This window comes from Streptomyces aureocirculatus (assembly GCF_000720475.1).
Classification (GTDB): Bacteria; Actinomycetota; Actinomycetes; order Streptomycetales; family Streptomycetaceae; genus Streptomyces; species Streptomyces aureocirculatus.
Window position 1 is genome coordinate 15,275 of sequence record NZ_JOAP01000013.1, and the last position, 15,853, is coordinate 31,127.

Genomic DNA, 15,853 nt, shown 5'->3' on the forward strand with positions numbered 1-15,853 from the left:
AGGGCTGCGGCGACGGCCTCGTACGCGGCCTCGTGCACGGCCTCGTGCGCGAGTCCGCGCAACACAGGCTCGCGCAACACAGGCTCGCGCCGGTAGCGGGACGGCTCGGGCGGCGGCGTTGCCCCTGGCCGTTGCCGCTGGTCTCTCGCTCACGGCGTGCAACGACGGTGACGACAAGGCGGGGACGTCTCCGCGGCCGAATCCAGCGCGTCTTCCACAGGGGGCGGTTCGGGCTCGGGCGGTTCGGGTCAGGGCAGCGGGAAGGACTCTGCCGAGAAGGACTCCGCGGGGAAGGACTCTGCCGACGAAGGCTCCGGCGGGCAGGGCACGGTCGCAGGGACCGGCTCCAACGAGGACGGCAAGAGCAAGTGCCGCACCGACGAACTGGACGTCACCGCGTCGGACAGCACCATCGACGGCGACCGCGAAGGCACCGTCGCGGTCACGTTCAAGAACGGCGGCGGCTGGGACAGCGCCCTGTCCGGGTTCGCGGGCGTCGACCTGAAGACCAGCGAGGGGGATCTGTCCGCCCAGCGCAGTGGTCAGGGGGCCGACCCGATGACCGCCTGCCCGTCACGGACGGCGTTGGGTCCCCCGTGAAGGTGGGCCCGATCGGGAGCGCCGGCCAGGGCGGCAGTTGCCGTCCGCATTCAGGTGGAGCTTGCAGGTAAGCCCCCCGCGCGAGCGGCCGAGGGCTTCGCCTGGAGCACAGCCCCCGCCGGGAACGGGCGAGGGCGCATTCTTTCGGCGCGCCCCGGCGGCGTGCTGATGGGCACGGAGCGAGGCGGAGTCGATGTTGGGTTTCCAGTCGATGTCACCTGTGGCGGCGGTGACGGCCTGGACGTGTCGGAGCAGCTTCTTCCAGATGCCGTCGGCCGACCACAGCATGGCGGAAAGGAGTTGCACCGGCAGAGGAGGGGCTATTAGCCTCACGCTGGCGCGACAGACGCGTGATCTCGGGATGAGGAGGTTGATGAATATGGCTGCTGTTGGCCGTCATCAGCATGCCCTCATCCGGCCCGTGCGATAACAGAGCGCGGCCGGTCGTTGCAACGACCAGGAGAGACACATGTCTTCTTCCTCTTCTTCACCCGTCCACGCCGATGTCGTCACCAAGCGCCTCGTCCTGCGGCCCTGGACCAAAACCGAGGCCACCGCGGTCCTCGACGACACCCGGCCCCCGCACTGGGCGGACGACTTTCCCGCCGAAGGCGATCGTGTGATCGCGGGCCTCTTCGAGCAGTACCCCGACTGGCTCGGCCCCTACGGCCACCGTCTGGTCATCGAGCGCGACAGCGGCCTGGTGGTGGGCTCCATCGGCCTGTTCTGGCCGCCCAGCGAGGGCGTCCTTGAGATCGGCTACGGCATCGTGGCCTCCCGACGTGGCCGAGGATACGCCCCCGAGGCCACCCAGGCCCTCGCCGCCTTCGCCCTCGCCTTGCCAGATGTCCACACCGTGTCCGCCGACGTGGAACTGTCGAACCCGGCCTCAGTCCGAGTACTGGAGAAGGCAGGCTTCCAGCGTTGGGCGACCGGGGAGAACGTAGCCAAGTTCAGGATCTCGAACCCGGACCACGATCGGCGCTGATCCTCGGGGTCCTGGAAGCGACACCCTCCAGGACCCCACCCCGGTCGCTGAATGTACGTCGCCGTCAGCCCTTGCTCCGCGACGAAGCTGTGAAGGCAGAGGTCGCGAAGGACGCCGAGTTCGGCACCGTGGCGATCGTAGTGAACGGCGCCGGGCGGACATCGTCTGTGGGCCGCGAGTCGGCACGGAACACGCCCTTCGCATCGGCCCGCAGTGTCATGTACGAGGCGATGGGCTCCCGGACTTGTCGCTCAAGGCTCGCACTGCGGCAGGGCAGTCGGTTCTGCGGCGCCGCTTGTGGTACGCGACGGTCAGGACGGCCAGAAGCGGTCCCCAAAGGAGCAGTGGTGCGTAGCAGATGTAGAACCAGGCGGATTCCCAGCCACCTGCCTCGCCGGGGAAGTCGTCGGACAGGTCGTCGCCGCGGATCGTGGTGCCCTGGATTTCGTTGACGATGGCTAGGACGGTGAACATGAGGGTGAGGATCGTGGCTCCGAGGGCGGCTGGGACGACGGCAACTTTTGTCGGGACCCGCCGCCCGCGCAGGCGCGGGATCCAGCGCGGGAAGACCTCGCCCCAGCGGGCGATCAGGCCGATCGTGGCGAAGGCGAGAAGTTCGGAGACCGCTGAAAGCGAGGGGATGTACATCCGCTCGCCGAGGCTGATCCTGTCGTCGAAAGCCGCCGGGAGCCGCCACACGCTCGACGGCAGGACTGCAAGGGGCACCGCATATGCGGTGAGTTGAAGGCGTCGGGACACGCCTGGGGCCGGCTCGTGAGCGGCACCCCAGGCGGCGCGGAGCCGACCGGTGGGGGTGGTGATGCGATCGTTGGCACGTATCAGCGAGGGCACGTGGGATCCTCGGTTCCGGCAGACTGGAGGCTGGTCCGTTCAGTTCTTGACGATCGCAGTCCTGGGAGCGCGCGGGATCGCTCTGCGGACGGAACTCCGCTACACCGCGCGGCTGATGGCGGGTCCGGCCATGGAGTGACGGCGGGTTGATCGATGCTGATGGCCGTCTCTCTGCGGCGAGTTGACGTTCGCCAGGGCATGGGTTCGTCGTCGTGGAACGTGTCGGACGGACTCCGGGAGCGGATCGCGCCGCTGCTGCCTAGCAAGGAGCGGCGGTTTCCGCCCCCGGTCGCCGGGCGCTGTCGGTTCGGCAGGGACCGTACGTCGAGCGGCGCGAGCTCCTCCTCAATGTCCTGATGCCGCTCGGCCTGCCCCTCCCGCCCCCAGCGGGGGTGAAGCAGCGCGCTGGCCAGGCCGCGCTCGAACAGTCAGCGTCTGAGCAGGCAGAAGGGCGGAGCGGAGCGCCGAGGTGCTGTCCGCGTTCTACCTCGGCGGGGGTGAGAGGCGAACCCGGCCATGTCCCCATTCTAATACCGGTATAGTTAGACCGGTATAGTTATTGGACGCATGTGAGAGGTCCCCATGATTGAGATCCTGAACTCCGCGCGGCTCGAGCGGGCGAGGGGCACCGGTGCCCTGGTCGGAGACATCCTGCACACGCTGAAGCAGCGCAGCACGGTCGGGACGAACCTGCTGGACATCGACCAGTGGGCCAAGGAGATGATCACCGCGGCGGGAGCGCAGTCCTGCTATGTCGACTACGCGCCTTCCTTCGGGCGCGGCCCGTTCGGTCACTACATCTGCACGGCCGTCAACGACGGCGTGCTCCACGGGCGGCCCCACAACTACACCTTGGCCGACGGGGACCTGCTGACCCTCGACCTGGCCGTCGCCAGGGGCGGGGTGGCCGCGGACGCCGCGATCAGCTTCCTGGTGGGCAAGGCCAGGCCCGCGGAGAGCGTCGCGATGATCGAGACGACCGAACGGGCGCTCGCCGCCGGCATCGCCGCCGCAAGGCCGGGGGCGCGGATCGGCGACCTCTCCCACGCCATCGGGACGGTCCTCAGCGAGGCGGGCTACCCGATCAACACCGAGTTCGGAGGCCATGGCATCGGCTCGACCATGCACCAGGACCCCCACGTCGCGAACACCGGACGGCCCGGCCGCGGATACAAACTGCGCCCGGGACTGCTGCTCGCCCTGGAGCCCTGGGTCATGGCCGACACCGCCACGCTCGTCACCGACGCCGACGGGTGGACGCTGCGCAGCGCGACGGGCTGCCGGACCGCACACAGCGAGCACACCATCGCCATCACCGACGACGGAGCCGAAATCCTCACCCTGCCCCCGCAGGCACGGCCGTAGCGCGTAACCGCGAGAAGCTGCGGCCTCGCGGTACGACTAGCTCTCCGTCCGCGCGGCCTCGCGGTACGACAAGCTCTCCGTGGCGTGGCCGCCCGGCGGAGGCTCAGGCACGTAGCCCAGGGCCTCGGCCCAGAAAGTCACCATTCTCTGCGGATCGGGGCAGTCGATCGTCAGTTGCAGTGTCGTCCCCATGCTTGGAGCATCCCAGGCAGGTCTGACAGCCGCTCCACTTCCGCAACAGGCTGCAACCGGCGTACACGTACGTGCGCGGTGGAACACCCCCTCGGCATGGCCGTCACGCGCACCCCAGCCGTGCGCCCCGCGCTGCCCCCGGCCGAGGCGGCCCGTAGTGCGTATGCACCAGGACGCGCGAGCGGCTGGTCCCGGCGCACCAGGGGAAGACGGCGGCGGGGAACGATGCCCGGCGGGGCGCCGGAAGGAAGGGTTGGAGACGCGCGGATCTCGCGTGTTCCCCTTGCCCTGACGGTGTCTGGAGTGATCTACAGGTGGCGACATTTCTTTACCGGATCGGACGGTGGGCCTTCCGGCGGCGTCGGCTCGTGGGCGGTCTGTGGCTGGGAGGGTTTGTCCTTGCCATCGCCGCAGCGGCCATCGCGCCGGCCGGGGAGGAAGAGGACATCTCCATGCCCGGCACCGAATCGCAGAAGGCGTTCGACCTGCTGGACGAGCGCTTCCCCGAGAGTAACTCCCAGGGGGCCGAGGCCCGTTTGGTGTTCCGGGCCCCGGACGGGCAGCGGGTGACGGCCAGGGAGAACAAGGCGGCCGTCGAGGACACGCTCGGTTCGCTGGACGGAGGCGATCAGGTCTCCTCGACGACCGACCCCTATGAGACCGGCGCCGTCAGCAAGGACGGCACCATCGCCTACTCCACGATCACCTACACCGCGGACGCCGTCGACCTGGACGAGTCGACGAAGAGCGCACTGGAGCGCGCCGCGAGCCAGGCCCGGGACGCGGGGCTGACCGTGGAGATCGGCGGCTCGGCCCTGGACGCGGAGGAGTCTCCGGGCGGCACCACGGAGATCATCGGCGTGGCGGTCGCGGCGGTGGTCCTTGTCGTCGCCCTCGGATCACTGGTCGCGGCCGGATTGTCACTGCTGACCGCCTTCGTGGGCGTGGCCATCGCCTTCGGCCTGGTCTCCGCGCTCGCCGTGCCGCTGGGCCTGACGTCCACCGTCGCCATCCTGGCGCTGATGCTGGGCCTCGCGGTAGGCATCGACTACGCACTCTTCATCACCTCCCGCTACCGCGACGAGCGCGCCCGGGGCAGCGACCCGGAAGAGGCCGCGGGCCGGGCGGTGGGCACGGCCGGATCCGCCGTCGTCTTCGCCGGCGCGACCGTCTTCATCGCCCTGGTCGGCCTGGGAGTCGTCGGAATCCCCGAACTCACCAAGATGGGCATGGGCGGCGCGGGCGCCGTGGCCCTGGCCGTACTCGTCGCACTGACCCTGACCCCGGCACTGTTCGGCTTCTTCGGCCAGAAGGTACTGTCCCGCGCCGTCCGCAAGAGCGCCCCTCCTGGCGGCGAACGCCCGCGCCCGGCGCCCACCGAGGCCGGCCGCGGTGGGCTCGGCACCCGCTGGGCACGGTTCGTGCTGCGCCGCCCGGTGGCCGTGCTGCTGACCGCCGGACTCGGTCTCGGCGCCGTCGCCCTACCGGCACTGAGCCTCGAACTCGGGCTGCCGGGAGACGAGTCCAAGTCGGTGGAGACCACCCAGCGCCGCGCCTACGACCTGCTGTCGGAAGGCTTCGGTCCCGGCTTCAACGGCCCGCTCACCGTGGTCGTGGACACATCGAAGTCCGCCGACGCCACCCGGGCCACCACGGATCTCGTAGTCAAGACCGTACGAGGAGTGGACGGGGTCGCGTCGGTCGGTGATCCGGTGCTCAGCAGGACCAAGGACACGGCCGTCCTCACCGCCGTACCGAAGACCGCGCCGAACAGCGGCGAGACCAAGGACTTGGTGCAGGCGATCCGGGGCGCGGTCTCCGACGTCGAGGCCGACACGGGCGCCGGGGTCTTCGTGACCGGCACCACCGCGATGAACATCGACATCTCCGAAGCCATGTCCGACGCCCTCATCCCCTATCTGACCGTGGTCATCGGCCTCGCGGTGCTCCTGCTGACGGTGGTGTTCCGCTCGATCCTGGTCCCGGTCAAGGCCGCGCTCGGCTTCCTGCTGTCGGTGGGTGCCGCCTTCGGTGTCCTCGTCGCCGTCTTCCAGTGGGGCTGGGCGGCAGACCTGATCGGCATCGAACAGACCGGCCCCGTCATGTCCCTGATGCCGATTCTCGTCATCGGCATCGTGTTCGGGCTCGCCATGGATTACGAGGTCTTCCTCCTCACCCGGATGCGGGAGGCCTACGTCCATGGCGCGTCCCCCGGCGAGGCGATCGTGAGCGGTTTCCGGCACAGCGGGCGCGTGGTGGCCGCGGCGGCGATCATCATGATCAGCGTGTTCGCCGGATTCATCGGCATGAGCAACCCGACCATCCAGATGATGGGCGTCGGTCTGGCCGCCGCCGTCGCCTTCGACGCCTTCGTGGTGCGGATGGCGATCGTGCCCGCCGTCCTGGCACTGCTCGGCCACCGGGCCTGGTGGCTGCCCCGTATCCTGACCCGTGTGCTGCCGAACGTGGACATCGAGGGCGAGAAGCTGAGCCGGTACGTCCCGGCCCCCGCGACAGCGGCGGACGCGGCGGCGCCCCGGCATCCCGTCGGCCGCCACGGGCATCGGTACTGAGCCGGCCGTGACGAACAGGAGCGGCGGTGGCGGCCCGCGACCACGCGGCAGGTGGTGGCGGGAGGGTGTGATCACGGCGACGGCGTTCGCGCTCTGTCTGCTCGGCGGTGTGCTCCAGGACGACAACAGACCGCTGTCACCACCGTCCGCCGCCGCCTACTTCATCGCCGTGGTGTCCTGTGCCGTGCTGCCGCTGCGGCACCGGGCGCCGCTGGTCGCCATGGCCGTCACCGCCACGAGCGGCGTACTCGTGCTGCCCCTGGGCCTCCTGCTGAGCCCGATCATCGTGGCCCCCGCCGTGATCACCGCCTACTCTTACTCGCTCACCGCGCGCACCGAACGGCGCGCGGTGATCGCGGTGTCGCTCACCTCCGCGGCGCTGCTCGTCGCCTCCACCCCTTTGTTCGGGGACCTGTCGTGGAAGGACGCGAGCAGGGTGGGAGCGGTGGCGGTGTTCCCGCTGGTGGCCGGCGTACTCGGGCACTCGGTGCACAACCGGCGGGCCTACCTGGCGGCCGTGGAGGAGCGCGCCCAGCGGGCCGAGAAGAGCCGGGACAGCGAGGCGCGCCGGAGAGTGGCCGAGGAACGGGTGCGCATCGCCCGGGAACTGCACGATCTCGTGGCCCATCAGATCACCCTCGCCAACGCGCAGGCCACAGTCGCGGCCCACCTCTTCGACACCCGCCCCGAACAGACCCGCAAGAGCCTGCGGGAGCTCGTGGAGACCACCGGCAACGCGCTGGACGAACTGCGGGCCACGGTCGGCCTGTTGCGTCAGACCGGGGACGCCCCCGCGCCCGCCGAACCGGCGCCCGGCCTCTCCCGGCTTCCCACGCTCCTCGAATCCTTCCGCCGCGCGGGTCTGGAAGTGTCGGTGCACCAGGAAGGCGCGGCCAGGCCGCTGCCACCGGGACTGGACCTCACCGCCTACCGCATCATCCAGGAGGCCCTGACCAACGTGACCAAGCACGCAGGAACCGGTAGCGCCCGGGTGCGCCTCGCCTGGAACCGCGACCGGGTGACCATCACCGTCGCCGACGACGGGAGGAGTACCCGTACGGCGTCGGCCACAGCCACGGGAACGGGCGCGGTCACGGGAGCGCATGTGTCCACGGGACCACGCGCGTCCACGGAACCTCATGCGTCCACCCTGCCCGACCGTCCGCCCGGTTACGGACTGATCGGGATGCGGGAGCGTGCCAGCGCGGTCGGTGGACACCTCTCCGCGGGCAGGCGCCCGGAGGGCGGCTTCCTCGTCTCCACCGAGCTGCCTCTCCCGCCCGCCAAGGACACGACGCGGGGGACTGACGGAGCGACAGGTGACGGAGTGACAGGTGCCGGACGAGCGGCCGACGAAGAGGCAGGGGATACGCCGTGACGCTCCGAGTGCTGCTCGCCGACGACCAGGCCCTGCTGCGCGGCGCCTTCCGGATGCTGCTCGATTCCGCCGACGACATCACCGTGGTCGGCGAGGCCGCCGACGGCAGGGAGGCGGTGCGACTCACCCGGCAACTGCGCCCGGACGTGGTGATCATGGACATTCGCATGCCCGAGGTGGACGGTCTCACCGCCACGTCGGAGATCTGCGCGGACCCGGATCTGCGGGGTACCCGCATCCTGATCCTCACCACGTACGAGACCGACGAGTACGTGGCTCAGGCGCTGCGCGCGGGAGCCGGTGGCTTCATCGGCAAGGGCATCGGGGCCGAGGACCTGCTGGCCGCCGTGCGGACGATCGCCGACGGCGACACGCTTCTGTCCCCCGCCGCGACCCGCTCCTTGGTCGCCCGCTTCCTTTCCACGCCGGACGACCCCCCGCCGCACCGCGCCGAACAACTCGCCGTGCTCACCCCGCGCGAACGCGAGATGGTGGCTCTCGTGGCGACCGGCCTGTCCAACCAGGAGATCGCCGAGCGGATGTTCCTCAGTCCCTTCACCGTACGCGCCCACGTGCAGCGCGCCATGACGAAGCTGGAGGCCCGCGACCGGGCGCAACTCGTCGTCATCGCCTACCGGACGGGCCTGGCCCACGCGGGCCCCGACGGCGGCGGCGCCGACCGCCTTTCGTAGTCCCCGGCCGCCCCGGGTGTTCACAGGGCCGGGGCGAACGCGGGCAGTACAAGGGCCGAGTGAGCCGGTCGGGCCGGCGCGGAGGGCATGGTGACGAGGCCGCGCAGCCTGGTGTTGCGCTGGTCCAGGGCCCGCACCGTGGTGGGGAAGAGCGTGGCCGCACCGTTGTCGACCAGAGCCTGGTTCATGGCGACGAACTCGCGAAGGCCGCGTTCGTAGGCGGCGAACGCCGCGGTGTGATCCCGGTGCGTGGACAGGGAGTTGGCGAGCATGTAGGCACCGGCCAGGGCAAGGCTCGAACCCTGTCCGGTGAGGAACGAGGGTGCGTACGCGGCGTCACCGACGAGCGCGACGCGCCCCCTCGACCAGCGGGGCATGCGGATCTGACCGGCCGTGTCGAAGAACAGGTCGTCCGCGCCGCGCATGGCGTCGACCATGCCGGGGACCTCCCAGCCCGCGCCCGCGAAGGCCGCGGTGACCAGGTCCCGCTGGGCGCCGGGGTTCCGGAGGGCGTCCAACGGCGGTTCCGGGCGGTGGAAGTTCAGGAAGGCGTGCAACTCGTCGTCGTCCCCGACGGCGTAGAGGGCCGCGGCTCTCCCCGGGGTGTTCCACAGCATGAGCTCGTGGGAGAGCCCGAAGGTGTTCGGCATGGTGAAGATGGCGAAGCAGTAGCCGAGGTAGCGGTGGAACTGTCCTTCGGGGCCGAACAGGGACTCCCGGGTGTATGAGTGCATTCCGTCGGCGCCGACCACCAGGTCGAACGTACGCTGCCGCCCACTGCGGAAAGTGACGTCGACCCCACGCGCGCGCTGATCGAGGGTGTCGATGGAGTCGCCGAACAGGAATTCCACGTCGTCGCGGATCTTGGCGTGGAGGACCGCGGCCAGATCCCCACGACGCACCTCCAGGTCCTGCCCCGCGACACCGCCGTCGACAACGCGCGGGTCGAGCGAGGCGACCGTGCTGCCGTCGGCGTCGAGGAACGTGCAGCGACGCGAGTCGATGTGCGCGTCCCGCAGTTGCGGCAGTATGCCCATCCGCCGGACCACTTCCGTCGCGGTGCCGCGGATGTCGATCGGGTAACCACCGGCGCGCAGTGCGCCCGCCTTCTCGACCACGGTGACCGCGAAGCCGGACCGGCGCAGCCAGTACGCCAGCGCGGGGCCGGAGATGCTCGCCCCGGAGATCAGCACTGTGCGCTTCGCGCCAGTACGCACGTTCGTCGTCGGACCGTTGGGTGTGGTCATGCCTGGGCTCCTTTGTTCTTCGTGATACGGACAATGAGCAGGGACAGCGCGGCGACGGTGCCGGCGACGGCGAAAGCGGTGGCGAAGGCCGATTCGGTCGGCAGGCCCGTCGTCGAGTCGGCCCCGGCGTCGAGGATCGCGCCGCCGATCTGGACGCCCAGGGCGACTCCGATCACCCGTGTCACCACCAGCAGGCTGGTGGCGATACCGATGTCCCTGGAGTCGACGGCGGTCGCGGTGCGGGTGAGCAACGCCGTGGAGGCGACACCCGCGGCGATCGCCGTCAGCACCTTGGCGACCGTGAGCTGCCACGCCGCGGCGTGCAGGGACGCCAGGGCGATCATCGTGACCGCCGTGACGACGGCGCCCACGGTGAGCACGGCACGCAGACCGGCACGCCGCGCCACGACCCCGCCCACCGAATCGCTCACCGCCCCCGCGATGGCGCCGGGCAGCAGGAACAGGCCGATGTCGGTGGTGCTGAGCCCGAAGCCGTACCCGTCGGCAGACAGCGCGAACAACTGCGGGAGCAGAAAGGACACCATCCCGAAGCTGGTGGTGATGACCAAGGTGAGTACGCACGCGTGCCACATCGCAGGCTTTGCCAGCATGCGCAGATCGACCATGGGCGCGGCCGCCCTGCGCTCGACGGCGACCCATCCGGTCGCGAGGGCGGCCACGACCAGCGCGACGGCACCGGCCCCGAGAGGCGAAAGTCCCGCGCCCGTCACCCGTACGAGCCCGAGCATGAACACGAGCAACGTGGCGCTCAGCAGAACCACGCCGGGCCAGTCGATCCCGTGGTCCGAATGAACCGGCGGATCGTGCGGCATCAGCCGCGCCACGACCAACGTCGTCGCGATGATCACGAGCGTCGGCAGAACGAACATCCAGTGCCAGGACAGCCCCTCCGCGAGCGGTCCGGCAATCAGCGTCCCCACCATGCCGCCGCCCGTGAACAGCGCCATGACCAAGCCGATCGCCACCCGTGATGCCCGTGCGGGCAGGTGTTTGCGTACCAGGATGAAGGAGAGGGGCAGCGCGCCCACCATGACGCCCTGCAATACCTGACCCAGCAACAGCACCGGCAGGTTCGGCGCCACACCGGCCAGCAGACCACCGGCCGCGACCACCGCCATCAGCAGGACGAGGACCCGCTTTCCGCCGTAGCGGTCGCCGAGTTTGCCCGCGACGGGTGCGACGACCGCGCCGGTGACGAGTAACGTGTTGCCTATCAACGCTCCTTCGGCGGGACTGACACCCAACTCACGTTGCAGTTGGGGGAGCGCGGGCTCCACCACTGACTGCAGGGTGCCGAGGGCGAGTGCCAGGATGCCGAGGGCACCGATCGACAGCCTCCCGATGCGGGCAGGGGAAACCACAGCCATGGACATGGACGTCCTTTTCCTCGTCGGGGATTCGCGCGCCCCCCACACTTCCCTCCGGCGCGCCGCCGGGCATCGTTCCCCGCCGCCGTCCTGCTCTGGTGCGCCCGGACCAGCCACTCATCCGTCCTGGTGCCCGCGCACTACCCCTGATGCGGGGTTGCCCGGTGACCAAGGTGAGCGCCGGACATACTTGACGCGTGTCCGGGCCTGCGTCCTGTCCGCCGCCCGGACCGCGAACCGAGAACCCACTGCCGACGCCGAGGATGAGGACCACGCCATGAGTGAGAAGGCCCGGAAGCTGTTCAAGGCACTGGACCTCGACGAGAACGGGACGCTGAGCCGCGTGGAGGTGATCGTCGCGCTGCGGACGAAGGGGCCGTCCCTCGCCGCGTCCGGGGACCTGCCGTTCTGGGGCCTCGGGGACGCCGACGCCTCCTCTGCGCTGTTCGACGCCGCCGACCAGAACGGGGACGCGGTCCTGACGGTCGAGGAGTTCGAGGCGGTCGTGGACCGCCGCTTCGGCTGGCGCTGACCATGAGACGGCTACGGGTGTGCTGACCCGGGCCGGCTCTCAGGCGGTCTCGGCCCCGGTCAGGCGAGCAGTGTGGCGGCCGCCGCCAGGAGGTCCTGGTTCCGCCCTGTGACATCCCGCCGGGTCAAGTGGTGCAGCTCGTCCGCCTGTACGCCGAGGTCCTCCAGGGGAACGTCGACGTTGCCGCGTGCCCGGGTGGCCCGCCGCAGCGCGACGCGGAACCCGGCGCCGCGCGGCAGTTCGTCGAGCAGCTCCGGCAGCCACACGCGCAGCAGCTCGTGCGTCCACACGTTGGCGCCGCCGGCGCCGGTGCGCCGGGCGGTGCCGAGGACGGGCCCGAGGCCGTTGTCCTGGAAACCGGCGGCGAAGATGTCGGCGGCCGAGTAGGACAGGGCGTCGGTGATGAGGACCTTCGGCCCCGGGTATCGCGGCAGCCCGGCGGTGACGGCCTCGGGGTCGGTGAGGGGAAAGGCCTGCGAGTACACCTCGCCGGTCTCCACGGCGGCTCGGATCGAGTTCGTCCACACGCGGAAGGCGGGGTTCGAGCGCGCGAGGGCGAGCGCGGCGCGCGTCGTGGGCAGGGAGAAGCTCACCGGGGCGACGGGGTGCGCGCTCAGGACTTGCAGGGCGGACTCGGCGGCCGGGACGTGGCCCCCGGGGTTGCCGCGGATGTCCACGATGAGACCGCCCGCCGGTCCGCTTCCGACGATCCGCGCCACCTCCTCGGCGAACGACCGGGCGCCCGCGACGTTGAACGAGAAGATGCGCAGATACCCGTACGAGCGGCCACGGATCCGCAGCGTCCGGTGGCTGACGACGCCGCGCAGCGCCCGCGCGGCCGAACGCCGCGCCTGTGGCGGCGCGAAGAGTGTCCGCTTCACCTGTCGGCGGACCTCGCTCCCCACGTCGATGCCGAGACTCGTCGCCAGCGTGGGTACGGGGTCCTGCACGCGCCCCGCGCGCTGTTCGGCGGCACGCACGCGCCACGGGACACGTGTCTCGCGGCGGCGGCCGCCGGGGGAGCGGTAGGACAGGAGCACCTGGTACTCGTCCGGTGGCGGACCCGTACGCAGCGGGCGCAGCGTCAGGGATTCGAGGCCGCGGGCCAGGCGCGCGTCGAGGTTGGAGCCCGCCTGGGCGGCGGCGTTGCGCTCGATGGCCCGCTCGATGGGAACGCCGTTCCAGGCGGTGAGTTCGGCGCCGACGTCAAAGCCCGCGTGCACGAGCGAGCTGTCGATCTTGGAGACGATGTGGTGCGGCGTCCCGTCGGGGTCCGCGTAACGCTCGATGAGGAACCCCAGCGTCGCCACCTGCCCGCGGTACGGATCGGGCAACTGATAGCCGGTGTGCAGGTCGCGCAGGCCCCGGAAGACATCCGTCAGCTCGGTGTGGAACTGCAACTCGCTGAAGGGCTGGAGACGGCGCTCCAGGAGGCGCAGGCGCTGCACGGGATCGGTGGCGTGCATGGCCCGCTTGAGCGGGAGGTGGACGTACAGCTCCTCGAGCAGCACACGGGCGGCGGCCACCAGTTGGTAACGGGCGGCGAGGGGCAGCGGGTCGGCTTCGACCCGCTCCATGAACTCCTGGAGTCCGGTCGAATCCGGCAGGGCACGGGCGGGCTCCGCGATCGCGACGGTCGGGCTCATGGGCGGTCGTCCGGGCGCATCGGTGATCGCCCACGGCGCATCGGCGGTCGTCCACGGCGCATCGGCGGTCGTCCACGGCTCATCGGTAGTAGCCCGCGAGGTGCTGGAGCTGGGGCACGCCCGCGCGTGCTACCGCGGCGAGGAAGGCGGCGTCGTGGGTGAGCGGGTCCATGCGCGGGACGACCAGGTCCAGGGGGACCTCGCCCGCCGCGGCGAACGCTCCCGTGTCGCCTTCGGGCATGTCGCCGAACAGCGCGAGCGGCGCCTCGGGGTCGTCGAGCGGGCCGCCCCAGTCCGCGAGCGCGTCCTGCGAGGTACGCCAGGCGGCCACCGGGTCGTCGCGGACCTTCTCCAACGCCCGCTTGACGCCGGGCCAGTCGAGCTGGGCGTCGGTCCTGCCCGGTTCGCGCACCGCCACGCGGCGCCTGCTCCCGGCCACCGTGATCGCGTCGGTGTCCGTCGCTCCGGCCGCCTTCATCAGGGACGGCGTGCCGTAGAACGGCTTGCCGCGCACCATCACCAGACGTATGTGGCGTTCGGTGGCGTCGATCAGGTTGCGATAGGCGTCCTGTGCCGGGTCGTGGTGTTCAAGTACCAGCAGGTCCGCGGCGCCGCCGCGCTGGAGGCGTCCCACGTGCGGACCCCAGGCGGTCGCCAGTGCGTCCCCGGGGTTCGCGGTGACCATGTCGCACAGCTCGCGGTCGCTGAAGCGCCCGCCGAGTTCGTGGCGGTTGACGGCGTCGGCGACCTTCAGCTCGCCGAGCACGTTCTTGGTGCCCGACGGCGACCAGTCGGAGCCGAGCGCGATGCGCAGCCCCTTCTTGTCCGCCTCGACCACGTTCGTCGTGTCGTGGTACAGCCAGTAGTTGGAGAACGGCGACCACACGACGGTCGCCTTCTCCTCGGAGTTGATCGCGGCCACCGCGCTCTGCCACTTCTTGAAGTCGGCCGCGGTCAGCGCGGTGGCGTGCACGCCGATCAGGCCCGGCTTCAGACACGGTTCGAGGTCCTCGAACTCGCGGTGGACGATCGTACCCAGCCTGCCCTCCGCGACGTGGTAGATCAGCAGCCGGGTGCCGTCGAGCTTGGGTGCCCGCTCCTCGCGCAGCACCTCGGCGTCGAGCTGGAGCGCCGCGGTCATCACCATGTCGGCACCGGCGGGCAGCTTCTCGTTGTCGATGATCCGCAGGAGCCAGCCGTCGACGGCACGCGTCGAGAGCGGGGCGCCCTGTATGGCTGTGGTCCCGCCGATCAAGGCCTTGACCTCGACGTACTTGAGGAGCGCCTCGGGCGCGGCCTGGCCGAGCACCTTGGCGGGCCAGGTCACGGACGTCGAGTAGTCCGGGGGGTGCTTCTCGCCGACCCAGCGGTCATGGTGCTGATAGGGGACGCCGACCGCTTCCCACAGCGGAAGTGTGTTGTAGAGCAGATGGCTGTGCAGGTCGATCAGGCCCGGGAGTATCAGCCCGCCCGTGTCCGCCAGCGGAGCCTGGGAGAACCCCGCGGGGGGAGCCTGCCCCGCCGGGCGCACCGCGGCCACCCGGCCGTCGTCACCTACGTACACGTCTCCGGGGTCCAGGATCCGGTGGTCGTCGTCGCAGGTGACCACCGTGCCCCGCAGGATGAGAGCCATCAGCCCGGCGCCTTCCACAGCAGTGTGTGCTTGTCGTCGGGCGACGGGCGGCTGACGGAGTTCTGCGGCCCGCCCGCCGTGGCCCGCACCCAGGCGTCGTCGCCCAGGAACTCCGGGGCGCCGAAGGGCAGATCGCGGCGGGGGACCGCGCTGTAGTCGGACTCGAGGAACTCGGTGCCGTAGTTGGGTCCTGTGTTGTCCCCGTCGTCGTCCGGGGTCACCACGTCCCGCAGCTCGGTGACGGCGTCACGCCAGGCATCGAGGAGGACCGCCGGGTCGTGGCTGGAGGGGTGGGGGACTTCGACGAGCGGCACCTGCGGGCGTTCGGCCCACAGCCGGACCGCCTCCCGTGCCATGAACCCCATGGCTACGACGGCCTGCAAAGTGGAGTCCGTGGCCCGGGCGAAGACGGCGTTGCGCCACCGCGTCTGCTCCGGGTCGTCCAGGCGCTCCTTCATGGCGAAGGCCTGGCTCGGGTGGACGGCGTAGGCCCACGCGTTGAGGCATACGTAGGAGCGGGTCAGGCCGAGCTTGGTGAGGAACCCCTGGACGCGCTGGCCGGCGTTGCCGACGAGGCTGCGCCCGGCGATCCGCTCGGTGGGACCGGGGTCCGAGGCCACGACGAGCACACGGGCCGAGCCGTCGAGGCGGCCGCGGTAGAAGATCGGCCCCCAGTCGAACCAGAAGGCGTCCTTGACGGGGGGATCGGGCACCTGCGTCAGCAAGTCGGCGAACTGGGCCGTCGGCCCGCGGTCGAACTCCGGCAT

Annotated in this window: 12 protein-coding genes and 3 pseudogenes; 7 read left to right on the forward strand and 8 right to left on the reverse strand. The window is 70.7% G+C overall.

Annotated features, from left to right (window positions below):
- The first annotated feature begins 118 nt into the window (after positions 1–118).
- Positions 119–671: pseudogene (locus IG78_RS51295) on the forward strand (DUF4232 domain-containing protein).
- Here the strand turns inward: IG78_RS51295 and IG78_RS52630 are convergent.
- A pseudogene (locus IG78_RS52630) lies at positions 628–882 on the reverse strand (IS5/IS1182 family transposase); the annotation flags it as partial. The pseudogenes IG78_RS51295 and IG78_RS52630 overlap by 44 nt on opposite strands.
- A 187-nt stretch (positions 883–1,069) precedes the next feature.
- Here IG78_RS52630 and IG78_RS0113915 point away from each other — a divergent pair.
- Positions 1,070–1,588 (forward strand): GNAT family N-acetyltransferase, encoded by a 519-nt coding sequence (locus tag IG78_RS0113915; RefSeq protein WP_030562790.1) that lies wholly within the window; start codon positions 1,070–1,072, stop codon positions 1,586–1,588.
- A gap of 216 nt (positions 1,589–1,804) precedes the next feature.
- Here IG78_RS0113915 and IG78_RS0113920 read toward each other — a convergent pair whose 3' ends face one another.
- Entirely contained in the window at positions 1,805–2,440 is a 636-nt protein-coding gene (locus IG78_RS0113920) for a hypothetical protein (protein ID WP_051852616.1), read from the reverse strand.
- Between the two features lie 582 nt (positions 2,441–3,022).
- Here IG78_RS0113920 and map point away from each other — a divergent pair.
- A complete protein-coding gene (gene map / locus IG78_RS0113925; RefSeq protein ID WP_030562794.1) occupies positions 3,023–3,805 on the forward strand; it encodes a type I methionyl aminopeptidase in 783 nt (260 codons plus the stop codon).
- A gap of 78 nt (positions 3,806–3,883) precedes the next feature.
- Here map and IG78_RS49170 read toward each other — a convergent pair.
- Positions 3,884–3,997, reverse strand: a pseudogene (locus tag IG78_RS49170) (VOC family protein); the annotation flags it as partial.
- 314 nt (positions 3,998–4,311) lie between these two features.
- Between IG78_RS49170 and IG78_RS0113935 the strand changes: the two are divergent.
- Genes IG78_RS0113935 through IG78_RS0113945 form a run of 3 tightly spaced genes read left to right on the forward strand, consistent with a single transcriptional unit; the run spans position 4,312 to position 8,640 of the window.
- On the forward strand, positions 4,312–6,570 hold the full coding sequence (locus IG78_RS0113935; RefSeq protein ID WP_030562797.1) for an MMPL family transporter: 2,259 nt from the start codon (positions 4,312–4,314) through the stop codon (positions 6,568–6,570).
- A gap of 7 nt (positions 6,571–6,577) precedes the next feature.
- Positions 6,578–7,948, forward strand: a complete 1,371-nt coding sequence (locus IG78_RS0113940) for a sensor histidine kinase (RefSeq protein ID WP_031128877.1) — start codon at positions 6,578–6,580, stop codon at positions 7,946–7,948.
- Complete coding sequence (locus IG78_RS0113945; protein ID WP_030562801.1) at positions 7,945–8,640, forward strand: response regulator transcription factor; 696 nt, start codon at positions 7,945–7,947, stop codon at positions 8,638–8,640. The genes IG78_RS0113940 and IG78_RS0113945 overlap by 4 nt, the downstream gene beginning before the upstream one ends.
- 20 nt (positions 8,641–8,660) lie before the next feature.
- On the opposite strand, the gene IG78_RS0113950 is transcribed toward IG78_RS0113945, so the two are convergent.
- Positions 8,661–9,887, reverse strand: a complete 1,227-nt coding sequence (locus IG78_RS0113950) for an FAD-dependent monooxygenase (RefSeq protein WP_030562803.1) — start codon at positions 9,885–9,887, stop codon at positions 8,661–8,663.
- Complete coding sequence (locus IG78_RS0113955; RefSeq protein WP_030562805.1) at positions 9,884–11,281, reverse strand: MFS transporter; 1,398 nt, start codon at positions 11,279–11,281, stop codon at positions 9,884–9,886. Before IG78_RS0113955 ends, IG78_RS0113950 begins: the two co-directional genes overlap by 4 nt.
- A gap of 271 nt (positions 11,282–11,552) precedes the next feature.
- Here IG78_RS0113955 and IG78_RS0113960 point away from each other — a divergent pair, with 271 nt between their 5' ends.
- Positions 11,553–11,807, forward strand: coding sequence for an EF-hand domain-containing protein (locus IG78_RS0113960; protein ID WP_030562807.1), 255 nt, complete (start codon positions 11,553–11,555; stop codon positions 11,805–11,807).
- A 59-nt stretch (positions 11,808–11,866) separates the two neighbouring features.
- Here IG78_RS0113960 and IG78_RS0113965 read toward each other — a convergent pair whose 3' ends face one another.
- From IG78_RS0113965 to IG78_RS44030, 3 genes are all read right to left on the reverse strand, one after another.
- A complete protein-coding gene (locus tag IG78_RS0113965; RefSeq protein WP_030562809.1) occupies positions 11,867–13,453 on the reverse strand; it encodes a S41 family peptidase in 1,587 nt (528 codons plus the stop codon).
- A gap of 79 nt (positions 13,454–13,532) precedes the next feature.
- The gene (locus tag IG78_RS0113970) at positions 13,533–15,086 is read right to left on the reverse strand and encodes an amidohydrolase family protein (protein WP_063760752.1); all 1,554 of its coding nucleotides are present in this window, start codon (positions 15,084–15,086) and stop codon (positions 13,533–13,535) included.
- A complete protein-coding gene (locus tag IG78_RS44030; RefSeq protein ID WP_051852618.1) occupies positions 15,086–15,853 on the reverse strand; it encodes a uracil-DNA glycosylase family protein in 768 nt (255 codons plus the stop codon). Before IG78_RS44030 ends, IG78_RS0113970 begins: the two co-directional genes overlap by 1 nt.